Raw genomic sequence first — 13,561 nt, forward strand, 5'->3', positions numbered from 1 at the left:
CGAATACCAGCCCCACCCATCCGCTCTTTACGGCGGCGCCGGAAAGGGGGGCGGGCCTTTGAAATGGCGCCGGCCCGCCCCCCTTTCCGGCTTCCTAGATCCGCCAGCGCAGCCCCGCCGTCACGCTCTCACGCTTGCCGCTTTGGCCCAGTTCGCCAGAGGCATTGAGAAACAGCACGGCACCGGGCGAGAGGCGATATTCGCCGCCGACGGCCGCCGTGGCGCTGACCGGATCGCGGCCGAAGCCATAGGCCATCAGACCATAGCCACCGCCCGCCATTCCCGCGATGGCCGAAACCGCATCGCTTTTCAGGCGATAGCGCATGCCCAGCGTCAGGAACGAACGCCAAGGCCCCTTGGCGTCGGGCGCATTTTCAAAGCCCAGCCCGGCATCGAGAAAGCCCTGCCTGCGCGTGGCCTCATCGATATTCAGCGCGAAAGGATGAGCGCTTGCCTCCTTCAGCGCGCCGTGATGCGTGCGGACCCAGGTGGCGCCCAGATGCGGGCGAAGCTGCCAGCCCTGAGACAGATCAAAAACATGGCTGATCGAAGCGTCCAGCGAGAAGCTGGGCAGGGTGTAACCGGCCGAAACCTGTCCGGCATCGGGAACGTTGCGCCGGGTGGTTGCCCGCGCCGCGTCATAGGATGCCGACAGGGTCACGCTGGTGTTGCTGCCGCCCAGGCGCAAGGCCATGCCGCCCACGACCCCGCGCGCGCTGGTCGAAGCCCCGATGGCGCCGACCGACTGGTTCTGATCAACCCAGCCGACATAGGCCGAGAGCGCATAGCCTTCGCCCCCAAAGCCCAATCCGCCCAGCACGCCGTAGCCATTGATCGTCGCGCGGCTGATCCCCTGCGTTTCATGACCTGCAAACTGGCGCAGGCTGCCCAGCGTCTGGCCAAAGGCAAAGACGTGATTGCCTCCGCGATCTTCGCCCAGGCCCATCGTGCGCCCGGCTGCTGCCAGCGACAGAGCGGTTTCCGCGCCGATTTCCATCGCATCGGCATAGGGTTCAGGCGTGATCCGCGCAAAAGCAGAGGTGACAGGCGCGCCGTTGCCATCCTGCAGCGCCATCAGCGCCGGGAACAACGCGGCGGGCGCGTTGCTGGCCGCCATCGCATTGTTCACATAGCTGATCGCGCGTTGCACCTGCGGATTATAGGCGGCGGAATTGGCAAATTGCACCAGCAGGCCCAGATCGCCGTTAGACTGCGTTCTCACGACGCCGGGCAGGCCGGTTACCTTGTCATAGGTGCCGGTAATCCCGCCCGAGGCGCTGATAAGGTTCAGCGTGCTGCCCACCTTGATCGGGGTGGTGGCCGCGATCTGCAACGTGCTGCCCGAGGCGATGACCAGCTTGCCGTTGACGATCAGCTTGTCCTGCGCGTTGGGCGCGATTTCGAACAGTGAGGTCGAGCCGCTGTTCAGCGTCACATTGCCATTGACCGTCATCGTGCCGGGCGACGCGCCGGGGCTCAGGATGCCGCTGACCGAGATATTGCCGTTGACCGTACCGGCCGAGCCGAAGGTCGCCCCGCTGCCCACGGCAATCGAGTTGGCATTGATCACCGATCCGGCCAGACCCACCAACCGCCCGCCCGTCAGCCCGATCGAGCCCAGAGCAGCCGTACCCGAGACCGTGGCGAAGCCGCCGCTCTGCGTCAGGGCGGCGATGTTGCTGATCGAGGAAAAGCTCTGATTGCCGCCGGTGATGGCCAGCGTATTGGTGCCCGCCCCGCCATCGAGCGCGCCGGTGAACATGCCGCCAAAGGCAAAGGCGTCATTGCCGGTGCCGGTAAGGATCCGGCCCGTCATCGTGCCCGTGTTGGTCAAGACCACCGGGGCGCCTGTCAGCACGACATCGCCGGTGATCGTGCCGCTGTTGTTCAGGCTCAGGTTCTGGCTGCCGGTGATCGACGCGTTGATGGCATAATTGATGGTGAGGACGGCATAATAGGGCGGCGTCGGAGAATAGGTATAATAGCTTTGCGTGTAGCCGGTGATCGTTCCGGAATTGGTGATGCTGGCCGTTGTGCCTGCCCCGCCGATGAGCGAAACGATCATTCCGCCATTGATTGTCCCGCTGTTGGCAATCGTGCTGTTGGCATTGGGCGATGAGCCATAAAGCGCGACGGCAGGGTTGCTGCCCGCGTTGAGGATCGTGCCGCTGTTGCTGAAATTGAGCCCTATCCCGGTCCACAGGGTGACGGCATTGCCAGACAGGCGGACCGAGCCAACAGTGGCCGAATTGTCAAACAGGGCTGCATTGACATAGATGCTGCCGACATTGGCCCGGTTGACCAAGCCGGCCAGTTCGGTGTTGAGATAGGATGTGTAATTGAGCGAATAGATGCTGCCGCTGCTGGCCAGTTGGTTGATGATCGTGCCATCGCCGCCGACGTAGATCGTGCCGGTATAGGACGATGGGCCGGTGAGGGTGATGCGCGAGGCCGCCCCTGCCGCAATGGCGAATTCCCGCATGAAATTGGCGGGCAAGGCGCCGCCCAGCGCCACCGTGGTCGTGCCGCTGCGCTGATGGCCAAGGCTGATGGTGTCTCCGGTCGTGCTGATCGTGCCGGTCACGCCATAGCCTTGACCCGTTTCGATCAGCATGTTGTCGCCATAGCCGAAGGCCAGATTGCCGTTCAGCATGCCGCCATTGGCAACATAGGTTCCGCTGCTGTAACCGAAATTGATGTCGCCGTTGATCGTCCCGGCATTGCTGACCATTCCGCCGGCCATTTGGATGGCGGTTGCCGCGCCGGAAATGGTTGCCCCGGCCAGATTGGTGATGGTCGAATTAAAGCCGGAATATTGGGCGATCGCGGTGGTCGTGCGGCTGGTGATCGAGCCCGAATTGGTGATGTCGACCTTTCCGTACTGTATAATGGCGGCACCATCGGCGGTAATCTGGCCGCTGTTGAACAGGGTGGTATCGGGATTGGTGTTGGCGGTGTTCCAGGTGCTGCCGATGGAAATGCCTTGCGCCCCGGCGACCGAAATTGTGCCGGTGTTGACCAAGGGCCCATAGAGGCTGATGGCCGAAGCGCCGGAAACGGCATTGCCCGCAGTGTTGGTTACGACAATCGACCCGTTGTTCACCAGGCTTGACCCGGAGCCCATGGCCATAACGACGGGCGTAAAGATGGAACTGCCGGCCCGGGCAACGGTGAGGCTGCCATTATTGGTGACCGCCAGCGCCGTTGACGCAGGATTGCCGCCGCCACCGGAGGGTGCCTGAACCGAAGTGGTATATATGAGAGGGCCGCTGCTGGAACTGAGCGAGCCGTTCAGATTGACCGAGCCAATGCCTGCGAGCGTGAGGGGCGAGGTGAGCGCGCTCTGCCCGGTCAGCGAAAGGGTCGCATTGTTGGACAACTGATAACCCAGCGAGGAAAAGCCGGAAGGCGGGCCGGGCGTCGCGCTGGCATTGGCGTTGACATTGTAGATCAGGCTGGAGTTGCTGGCGCTGACCGTGCCGTTGATGCCGGCAAAGGCGCCTCTGCCCGTGTTGACCAGATCGGTGATCAGCGTATCGCCTTGCCCGATCGTCAGATTGCCGTTCAGCACGCCGCCGGTTACCGCATAATAGAGGTTGCCGCTGGCATAGCCGGTGCTGGCAAGATTGACATTGCCATTGATCGTCCCGGCGTTGATGACGCGGTTGTTGAAACCATACCCAATCCCGCCGACCGCGGCGAGGCCGCCTGTCACCACCCCGCCGGCGCGGTTGTCCAGTGTGGAATAGGAACTGGTCTGAAACGCGGTGCCGTTCGACTGGATCGTGCCGGTGTTGACCAGAGTGCCCCCGCCACTCGCCACGCCGATCGACGCGCCGCTGATCGTGCCGCTGTTGGTGATATTGCTGTTTGACGTCACGGCGGTGCCGCCGGCCGTGATTGTGCCGCTGTTGGTTATGGTGCCGCTCGTTGCGGAAACGGCGTTGCCGCCGGCCGAAATGATGCCCGTGTTGTTCAGGCTGACAAAGCCGGTCAGGGTCACGGCCGCGCTCCCACCGGCATTGCTGCTGGTGATTGTGCCGCTGTTCCTGAACGTGCCGCCTAAGCCGTAGTTTGCCCCGGTGACGATCGTGCCGGTGCCGCTCAGGCTGGTCTGGTTGTCAAGCGTGCCCGATCCGGTGAAATTGATTGCTCCGCTGTTCGCAAAACCATTGGCCAGCGTCAGCGTCGTGCCCGAAGCGGGGACAAAGCCCACCGACGAGAACCCCGTCGGCAGCGTCAGCGCCGAAGACAGGGTGACGTCGCTGTTGGTCTGCAGGCTGACCGTATTGGTGCCGCCCCCGCCATCGATTGTGCCGGTGATCCCGGTATAGAGGCTGCCGTTCCTGAGCGTGGCGACCAGTATGTCATCGCCATTGCCCAGCGTCAGATTGCCGTTGATCGTACCGGCAGTGGAATCGATGGTGTTGCCCAGATTATAGGAATAGGCAGGCAGGAAACCGGCGGTGACATTGCCGTTGATCGTGCCCGCATTGGTCAGGTTCAGCGAGGTCCCCGCATAGATCGCGGTCCCGCCCGCGCCGGTGCCGATTGTGGCTCCGGCATTGTTGGTGACGATGATCTGGCCGCCATAAAGCGTCATGCCCGTGCCGGTGTTGATGATCGAACCGGAATTGGTCAGGTTTATGGCGTTGGAGGGGGTGCTGGTAAGATTGGAACTTACCACGCTGCTGCCAGAGCCGGTGATCGAACCGCCCGCCTGATTGGTCAGCCACACATAAAGCGAGTTGATGGCAGAGCCGGTGCCGGTATTCGTGATGGTGCCGCTGTTGCTGATCGTGCCCGAAAAGTTGGCGATCGTGCCCGAGCCGCTGGAGGAACTGATGGTCCCCGTGTTCGTGATATTGGAATAGAGATTGTAGCTGTTGTAGATCGCGCTCAGCCCGCCACCGGCAATTGTGCCATCGTTCGTGACCGAGGTGACAGACCCTTGGATCGCGCCGATGGTTCCGCTTGCCCGGTTGGTGATGCCTGAAAAATAGGATGCATATCCTGAACCGGCCAGCAGGGCCACGCCGCCGGACCCGCTGATCGTGCCCGCATTGTCGAGGCTGACATAGACCGAGCCGTAGGGATAGCCCGAAACCTGCTCAAGCGCGATGCCATAGGTACCGCCAATCGAGGCTCCCGCCCCGACGGTGATGATCCCGGACATGCCGTAATAGTCAACGCCGACAGAGCCGGAAAGCACACTGATTCCGGCAGCGCCGGTGGCCGAAACCGATCCGTTGACCGTGATATTGGCGGTGCGAAAATAGGAGGAGGCCGAGGCGGGCACGGATACCGTAATGGCCGACGCGCCCGAATTGTTGACACTGGCCCCGGAATTAACGGTCAGGGGTGAGGAACTGGTCGTGATCGTGATGCCATCGCTATCCGTGCCGGAACAGGTGACGGCGGTGTTGGCCTGCGTGGGATCGGGGCTGCATTGCGCCAGAGCGTGGGTGGGGATCGCGGCGATCAAGGCAAGAGTGCTGCCATGCACAAAAAAGCGCGCCACCTGAAACCGGCGGCGGTTCGTATTCTTATTGATCACTCAAATGCCCCCGCATTCATGGAATTTCTTTTTGGCTATACCTGATGCAGGGGTAAGTCGCGGGAAATAATTGACATAAAATATTCATAATGCATGTTTTTGAACATATCGCTCCATTATGATGATTTTTGCCCTGATCGCCGTTCTGGTCTATCTTTGTCAGCTGCAGATCCGGATTGATGCCCAATCGCTTGCGAAAGCATTTCCGTCAGAACACTGCTCGGCGCCATGCCCAACCGCGCCGGGGGCGACAGTTTGCCCATCAAGCACCCCCAATGAGGGGAGCGCTATCAGCCCCCGATAAGCCCCGCCAGCTTCGTCCCCGACAGCCACGCTAGTTCGATCCTCGGGCCCAGCAGCCAGTCTCCGCAGGCGCCAAGCCGCAGATTGGCGTTCCACAGGGCGCCCTTTGGCGAGCGCTGCGCAACGGCATAGCGCCAACGGTGGGCCGACAGGTGAAGCCGGACGGGCAGGGGCAGGGGCGCGCCACCGGCCTGCCCCGCCAGCCAGTCGGCCAGAAATTCTGCCACCTGCGCCGCGTCATCTTCCAGATGCTCGGTGGACCAGGCAGGGCTGGCCTGCACCACCCATGCCTCGGTTGCCGAGCGGCCCGGCTTGGCGCTGTTGCGCGCGGCCCAGCCGACCGGCCCGGACGGGCGCAGAACATCGGCCGCAATCGGCAATCTTTCCGCAAAGGCCATCATCGCGGTCCAGCAGGGCTGTGAGCGCGCGGCAATGGCGCAGGCCGCCATGGTCAGGTCATAGGTGCCGAGAAAGGCCGCCGCCTGTTCGGCGGGCAGCGCCAGCACCGCCGCATCATAGGGACCATGGCGGCTGCCGTCATGCAGCAGCACGCGCCAGTCGGCCCCCTCGCGCACCAGCCCCATGGCATGGCTGGCAAATCGGGCATTATGGACGCTGGCCATGTGGGCGATGGGCGCATTCATACCGGGCGTTCCCACCCAAGCATCATCGCGCGCGGCGGGCCAGCAGGCTACCAGTCCGTCCTTGCGCCACTGTTCCACCTGCGCGCGGAATGCCTCCTCGCGGGCGGTGAAGAACTGCGCGCCATGGTCGAATGAAATTTGCGCCTCGTCCAGAGCCACGCGCCGTGTCGACATGCGCCCGCCCGGCCCCCGCCCCTTGTCGAACAGGGCAACCTCATGGCCCATCTGTTCGAGAGCCTGGGCGCAGGCCAGACCCGACATGCCCGCACCGATTATGACAATCCGCATCGCTGCCACCCGCTCAATATCCCATCAGCGCGAGCACTTCCTTGCGGCTGCGAGGATCTTCGAGGAAGGTGCCCATCATCCGGCTGGTCACCATGCCGACGCCCGGGGTGCGCACGCCGCGCCCGGTCATGCATCCGTGCTGCGCCTCGATGGTCACCGCCACGCCCAGCGGCTGAAGATTGTCCCAGATGCATTGGGCGACCTGCGCCGTCAGCCGTTCCTGAATCTGCAGGCGGCGGGCATAGCCGTGGAGCACGCGGGCCAGTTTGGAAATGCCCACCACCCGGTTGCGCGGCAGATAGGCGATGCTGGCCTTGCCGGTGATCGGCGCCATGTGGTGTTCGCAATGCGACTGGAAAGGGATATCCTTCAGCAGGACGATCTCGTTATAGCCGCCCACTTCCTCAAATTGGCGGACCAGATGCACTGCCGGATCTTCGCCATAGCCGCCGCAATATTCGCGCCATGCGCGCGCCACGCGGGCAGGCGTGTCGATCAGCCCTTCGCGCGCGGGATCATCGCCAGCCCAGCGCAGCAGCGTGCGGATGGCCTCCTGCACCGGCTCGGGCACAACCGGCTTGGTGTTGGCCACGACGGCGGGGGCCGAAGGGGCCGCCTCATCATGCCCGTCATCAAGCACGGCATCGCAGGAATGAAGCGAGGTGAGGAAATTCATGGGCTGCCTCCCGGCGACGCGACAGGGTTCGCGTCATGGCTGAACATCTTTGCCTCTCTAGACAGGGGGCCGTCGGCGGCAACATGGCTTAAAGGGTATGCCGCAACGAGGGCGATGCTGATGGTGGCAATTGCCGAATGGGAAGCGTTTGGGCCTATGGCTATTTCCGATATGATCAAGGGCAGCCTGGTGGCGGCCGTCATCAGCAATCCCAGACTGCCCGACAATCCGATCATCGAATGCAATGCCGCTTTCGAGGCGCTGACCGGCTATGGTCGCGACGAGGTAATCGGGCGCAATTGCCGCTTTCTCACCGGGCCGGGGTCGGAGCCGGACCTGATCGAGGCCCTGCGCGAGGGTATCCGCGAGCAGCGGCCGGTGATGGTCGAGATCCTGAACTATCGAAAGAACGGCCAGCCTTTTCGCAATGCCGTGATGGTGGCGCCCATTTTCGACAATGAGGGCGTGCTGGAATATTTCCTCGGCTCGCAGGTCGAAATTGCCGACGAGGCCGAATTGGGCCGGGCCAATGCGGCCCGCACCAAGGTCGAGCAATTGTCGCCGCGCCAGCGGGCTGTGCTGCTGGCCATGGCGCGGGGGCGGCTCAACAAGCAGATCGCCTATGAGCTGGGCCTCTCGGAGCGGACGATCAAGATGCACCGCGCGGCAATGTTTCAGGCGCTGGGCGTGCATACCGCCGCCGATGCGGTCCGTCTGGCGATAGAGGCGGGATTTTGATCGGGGCTTGCCGCAAAAATTGCCCCCAACAATTGCCCCAAAAAACAGGCATCGCACCGCGCAGGCGCAGGTTAGCCGTGATGCATGACGCGCATCATTCTGGTTCTGGGCGATCAACTCAGCCTTTCCCTCTCCGCCCTTCAGGCGGCCGACCGGGCAACCGACATCGTTCTGATGGCCGAGGTGGCCGCCGAGGCGACCTATGTGCGCCATCACAAGAAGAAGATCGCGCTGGTCCTGTCGGCGATGCGGCACTTCGCCGAGGAACTGCGCGGCGCGGGCTGGCGGGTGGATTATGTCCGGCTTGATGATCCGGCCAACACGGGCAGTTTGCGCGGCGAGGCCGAGCGCGCCCGCACGCGATGGGGCGCACAGGAAATAATCGCCACCGAGCCCGGCGAATGGCGGCTGATGCAGGATATGTGCGTCTGGGCAAAGCTCCTGCCCGACGATCGCTTTCTGGCCGACCGTGAGGGTTTCGCGCAATGGGCCGAGGGTCGCCTCCGGCCGGGGGGAGGCACGCGCATGGAGCATTTCTATCGCCTGATGCGCCGCAAGACGGGCCTGTTGATGGAAGGCGACAAGCCCGCCGGAGGCCAATGGAATTTCGACCATGACAACCGCGCTCCGCCCCCCGGCGCTTTGGGCCTGCCCCAGCCGATGCGTTTCCAGCCCAACGCCATCACGCGCGAGGTGCTGGATATGGTGGAGCGGCGCTTTTCAGACCATTTTGGCGATCTGGAGCCTTTCTGGTTTGCCGTCACGCGCGAACAGGCCGAAGCCGCCTTTGCGCATTTCCTGCGCGTGGCGCTGCCCGAATTCGGGCGCAATCAGGATGCGATGCTGACCGAGCACCGCTTTTTGCATCATGCGGTTGTGTCGCCCTATCTCAACCTTGGCCTGCTCGATCCCTTGGCCATGTGCCGCGCGGTGGAGGAGGAATGGCGCGCAGGCCGGGTGCCGATCAACAGCGCCGAAGGGTTTATCCGCCAGATCATCGGGTGGCGCGAATATGTGCGCGGCATCTATTGGTGGCAGGGCCCCGATTACGCCAAAACCAACGCGCTGGAGGCCAATCATTCGCTGCCTTGGTTCTACTGGAGCGGCGATACCTCGATGGCCTGTATGCGCGCCTGTATCACCCAGACCCGCGAGGAAGCCTATGCCCACCACATCCAGCGGCTGATGGTGACCGGCAATTTCGCATTGCTGGCCGGGATCGATCCCCATGCGCTGCATGAATGGTATCTGGCGGTCTATGCCGATGCCTTTGAATGGGTCGAATTGCCCAACACGATCGGGATGAGCCAGTTTGCTGATGGCGGTCTGCTGGCCAGTAAGCCCTATGTTGCCAGCGGCGCCTATATCCATCGCATGAGCGATTATTGCAGCGGCTGCACCTATGATGTGAAGGTCAAAGAGGGGGAGCGCGCCTGCCCGTTGAACCTGCTCTATTGGCATTTCATCGCGCGCCATGTCGAGCGTCTGCGCGGCAATCCGCGCATGGCCCAGATGGTACGCACATGGGCCAATTTCGCGCCCGAAAAGCAGGATCAGCTATGGCGTGACGCCGAGGCCTTTCTGGCCACCCTTGGATGAACGGCAACGGTCCGAACAATAACGGACCGTATCCCAGTCGCGCGCCCATTTCTTGCGCCACATAAAAGGGCGCTGACAGACCGCGCACAGCTTGGTCGGCAGATCGCCTTTTTTGCGCATTTTCATGATCGCGGCTCGTTGTTCCGGCCGTGCAGGCCGCATCCGGGCAATGAGGCGATCATCGCAACCATCTCTGCAAAATGGGGCGTATTTTGAGAAACCAGGCATAGGCCGCCTCCAAACCCCATAACACCAGTCGGTATCGGGCCAGTTCGCCCAGCAGGCGCAGGCGAGGAATTGCCCGCCACATGGCCGCAAAGGCCGCCGCGCCATCGAGCATCACGCCATCCTCCTGCGCATGAAAACGCGCCAGCATCAGCTGCCGGTCGAGCGGACACGCCTGCGCCTGATCGCCCAGGTCGATGAAAGCAATGTTTCCGGCGCGGTCCCATCGCCGCATCAGCGCGATCTCGCGCAGGCACAGCGGGCAGCCGCCATCATACCACACCGTCAGCCTGTTGCGGCGGGACGGGGCTTGAGTTTGCTGGGGCGGACGGGGCATAGGGTGGAAAATACCGTCTCGCCTGCCGGGGGCCAGCTGATCCTTCGGGAAGTGCGCCTTGCCCGAAGAGCCACCTTGCCGGTTCGGTGGTCTGTCGTTCATGCCAACAGTGGTCTTTGGATAGGAATGGGCAAGGGCCGCAATCGGTGCGTCAGGATGATCAGCGGTCCAATCCCACAAGTCGTATGGTTCAAACGCGATCTGCGGCTGGAGGATCACGCCGCGCTTCACCGCGCCGCTTTGGCCGGGCCGGTCGTCGCCCTTGTCATCGTCGAGCCTGCCTATTGGCAAGGCTCTGACACATCCGGGCGGCAGTGGCGTTTCTGGCGGGCCTGCATGGCCGATCTGGCCGAGGCCATTGCCCGGCTTGGCGGACGCCTTTGCCTGCGCGTGGGCGATGCCGTGGCCGAGCTGGAGGCATTGCGCGGGCAGATCGGGCCTTTTGCGCTGTGGGCGCATGAGGAAACGGGCAATGGCTTCACCTTTGCGCGGGACCGGGCGGTGCGCCAATGGGCGCGGGCGCAGGGCGTTCCCTTTGTCGAGCTGCGCCAGTTCGGCGTGATCCGGGGGCGTGGCCTCAACCGCGACCATTGGGCCGCCGCATGGGATGCGATGATGGAGCAGCCCTTGCTGCCGGTCCCTCCGGTTGTCTGGCAATCCGCGCCCGGCCGCGACACTTTGCCCGGCGCGGCGGCCTTGGGTGTGTCGCCCGATGAAGCAGGCGCTTCGGTGCTCGCCGGACGCGCCGCCGCACTGGCCACGCTGGAGAGCTTCCTTTTCGAACGCGGCGAACATTACACGCGCGCCATGTCCTCGCCGCTCAGCGCGCCCGATGCCTGCTCTCGACTGTCGTGGCATCTGGCCTATGGGTCGGTTTCGATGCGCGAAGTTTGGCAGGCCACCCGCAGTCGCTATGCCGCCCTGCCGACCGAGGCGCGGGACTGGCGACAGGCCTTGCGCAGCTTCATGGCCCGGCTGCACTGGCATTGCCATTTCATCCAGAAGCTGGAGAGCGAGCCGGAGGCGGAATTTCGCCCCTTCGCCCGCCGCTATGAGGGTCTGCGTCCGCCCGCCGATCCCGCCCGTCTGGCGGCATGGGCGCAGGGGCGCACCGGCTATCCGTTTCTGGATGCGGTGATGCGCGCCTTGCAGGCCACGGGCTGGACCACCTTTCGGATGCGCGCCATGCTGATGAGCTTTGCCGCCTATGACCTCTGGCTGCCGTGGCAGGAGGCCGAGCTGGTGCTGGCGCGGGCCTTTATCGATTACGAGCCGGGCATCCACTGGCCCCAGTGTCAGATGCAGGCCGGGGAAACCGGGATCAACACGGTGCGGATCTATTCGCCCGCCAAGCAGGGGATGGATCAGGACCCGCAGGGCCGCTTCATCCGGGCGTGGGTCCCCGAACTCGCGCAGGTTCCGGGCGCATGGCTTCATGCTCTGGACAAGCTGGACAGCGGCCAGCGTCAGGCCCTGTGCCCGGATTACCCTTTGCCCATCGTCGACCATGGCGCGGCGGCGCGGGCCGCGCATCAGGCCATCGCCGCCCTGCGACGCACGCGCGAGGCGCGCGCCGAGGCCGACAGCGTTCAGCAGCGGCACGGCAGCCGCAAGCGATCAACCGCGCGCAGGGGGGAGGGGCGATCCTCCGCCCGTCGGATCACGCAAGACGCGATGCCCCAGATGCAGCTTGACCTCTAGGACCAGCATCAGCTTTGGGCCAAACCCGCCTTTTCCACCGGGCTTGCCACCGGCTGATCGCGCTCGACCCTCTCGGAATAACGATCCACCAACTGATCGGTATGAGGGCGCAGCAGCACGGTAAAACGCACCAGTTCCTCGCACACATCGACGATGCGGTCATAATAGGACGAGGGCTTCATCCGGCCCGCTTCGTCAAATTCCTCATAGGCTTTGGCCACAGAGGACTGGTTGGGGATGGTGAACATCCGCATCCAGCGCCCCAGCAGGCGCAGGGTATTGACCGAATTGAACGATTGCGACCCGGCGCTGACCTGCATCACCGCCAGCGTGCGGCCCTGCGTAGGGCGCATCCCCTTCATGGCCAGCGGCAGGTGGTCGATCTGGGTCTTCATGATGCCGGTGATCTGGCCATGGCGTTCCGGGCTGCACCACACCTGTCCTTCGGACCAGAGCGAGAGTTCGCGCAATTCATGCACCGCCGGGTGGTCATCGCCGGGCACCTGATCGGGCAGGGGCAGGTCGGCGGGATCAAAGATCCTCACCTCGCAGCCGAAATGGAGCAGCAGGCGCGCGGCTTCCTCGACCACCAGCCGGGAATAGGAACGCGCGCGCAGCGAGCCATAGAGCAGCAGGATGCGCGGCGGCGGATCGAGCGCGCCAAGGCCCAGCGCCGGACGGGCATGGACATATTCACGCTTGAGCGCGGGCAGGTAATCGGGATCGGAAAGTTCACGCAAACGGTTCATGCGGCATCCTTATCGGGATCAGGCTCATCAGGAAACAGGGTAATGGCGGCGAGTTTGGCGGCCAGCGCGCCCAGGATCTGGGCGATGACAAAGCCCGGCACATGGGCGGGCGCTATGCCGGCAAAGGTGTTGCTCATCGCGCGGGCGATGGCCTCGCTGACCCATTGGCCCATGCCGGTGCGCGCCTTGGTCGAAAATTCCAGAACCGGCAGGCCGAACATGACATGCGCGGCCCAAACACCCAGAATGCCGCCCGCCAGCTGGGCCGCGACATAGGCTCATGCCTGCGGCGTGGTGATTTCTCCGCGCAGCCGCATGACGAGCGAGACGGCCGGGTTGAAATGCGCCCCCGACACCGGGCCCAGCATGGTGATCAGCACAAAGAGCATGGCGCCCGTGGCCAATGTATTGCCCAGCAGCGCCACGGCCACATTCCCGCCCGCCAGACTTTCGGCCATGATCCCCGATCCGATCACGGTGGCGAACAGCATGAAGCTGCCGATGGCCTCCGCGGCCAGTTTCTGTCTCACGCCGCGCCCTCCATCCGGCCGATTTCGGCCAGAGCGGCGGCCAGCTCCTCGCGCCCCATCGTTTCAAACGGCAGGGCCAGCAAAGCTTGCGCCCGCATCGTTAGCCAGCGCCATGTGTCCTCAAAGGCGGCATCTTCGGCGGCCTCGCCCACGGCGTCTGCCGGGGCGGTCAGGCCCCAATGGGCGCGCAGCACAGGCCATGGTCCGTACAGGG

General features: G+C 63.8%; 10 protein-coding genes and 1 pseudogene. 3 read left to right on the forward strand and 8 right to left on the reverse strand.

Annotated elements, in window-relative coordinates:
• Positions 1-94: 94 nt before the first annotated feature.
• The 3 genes from FHW92_RS02925 to folE form a co-directional block, all read right to left on the reverse strand.
• Positions 95-5,557 (reverse strand): hypothetical protein, encoded by a 5,463-nt coding sequence (locus FHW92_RS02925; protein WP_168601699.1) that lies wholly within the window; start codon positions 5,555-5,557, stop codon positions 95-97.
• A 290-nt stretch (positions 5,558-5,847) separates the two neighbouring features.
• Positions 5,848-6,792 (reverse strand): FAD-dependent oxidoreductase, encoded by a 945-nt coding sequence (locus FHW92_RS02930; RefSeq protein WP_168601700.1) that lies wholly within the window; start codon positions 6,790-6,792, stop codon positions 5,848-5,850.
• A gap of 13 nt (positions 6,793-6,805) precedes the next feature.
• Positions 6,806-7,468, reverse strand: coding sequence for a GTP cyclohydrolase I FolE (gene folE / locus FHW92_RS02935; protein ID WP_168601701.1), 663 nt, complete (start codon positions 7,466-7,468; stop codon positions 6,806-6,808).
• Positions 7,469-7,624: 156 nt separating this feature from the next.
• On the opposite strand from folE, the gene FHW92_RS02940 reads away from it, so the two are divergent.
• Together FHW92_RS02940 and FHW92_RS02945 are read left to right on the forward strand one after the other, a co-directional pair.
• Positions 7,625-8,206, forward strand: a complete 582-nt coding sequence (locus FHW92_RS02940; protein ID WP_168601702.1) for a PAS domain-containing protein — start codon at positions 7,625-7,627, stop codon at positions 8,204-8,206.
• A gap of 84 nt (positions 8,207-8,290) precedes the next feature.
• Complete coding sequence (locus FHW92_RS02945; protein WP_168601703.1) at positions 8,291-9,805, forward strand: cryptochrome/photolyase family protein; 1,515 nt, start codon at positions 8,291-8,293, stop codon at positions 9,803-9,805.
• Here FHW92_RS02945 and FHW92_RS02950 read toward each other — a convergent pair.
• Positions 9,764-9,934, reverse strand: coding sequence for a DUF2256 domain-containing protein (locus FHW92_RS02950; protein ID WP_349237645.1), 171 nt, complete (start codon positions 9,932-9,934; stop codon positions 9,764-9,766). The genes FHW92_RS02945 and FHW92_RS02950 overlap by 42 nt on opposite strands.
• Positions 9,935-9,983: 49 nt before the next feature.
• Positions 9,984-10,367, reverse strand: coding sequence for a DUF393 domain-containing protein (locus FHW92_RS02955; protein WP_168601705.1), 384 nt, complete (start codon positions 10,365-10,367; stop codon positions 9,984-9,986).
• A gap of 156 nt (positions 10,368-10,523) precedes the next feature.
• On the opposite strand from FHW92_RS02955, the gene FHW92_RS02960 reads away from it, so the two are divergent.
• Positions 10,524-12,068, forward strand: coding sequence for an FAD-binding domain-containing protein (locus FHW92_RS02960; protein ID WP_168601706.1), 1,545 nt, complete (start codon positions 10,524-10,526; stop codon positions 12,066-12,068).
• An 8-nt stretch (positions 12,069-12,076) separates the two neighbouring features.
• Here FHW92_RS02960 and arsH read toward each other — a convergent pair whose 3' ends face one another.
• From arsH to FHW92_RS02975, 3 genes and pseudogenes are all read right to left on the reverse strand, one after another.
• Positions 12,077-12,817, reverse strand: a complete 741-nt coding sequence (gene arsH / locus FHW92_RS02965; RefSeq protein ID WP_168601707.1) for an arsenical resistance protein ArsH — start codon at positions 12,815-12,817, stop codon at positions 12,077-12,079.
• A pseudogene (locus tag FHW92_RS02970) lies at positions 12,814-13,347 on the reverse strand (aquaporin). The gene arsH and the pseudogene FHW92_RS02970 overlap by 4 nt, the downstream one beginning before the upstream one ends.
• Positions 13,344-13,541, reverse strand: a complete 198-nt coding sequence (locus FHW92_RS02975) for a hypothetical protein (RefSeq protein ID WP_210428343.1) — start codon at positions 13,539-13,541, stop codon at positions 13,344-13,346. Before FHW92_RS02975 ends, FHW92_RS02970 begins: the two are co-directional and overlap by 4 nt.
• Between the last annotated feature and the right edge of the window lie 20 nt (positions 13,542-13,561).

It is taken from the genome of Novosphingobium sp. SG707, from assembly GCF_012275515.1.
Classification (GTDB): Bacteria; Pseudomonadota; Alphaproteobacteria; order Sphingomonadales; family Sphingomonadaceae; genus Novosphingobium.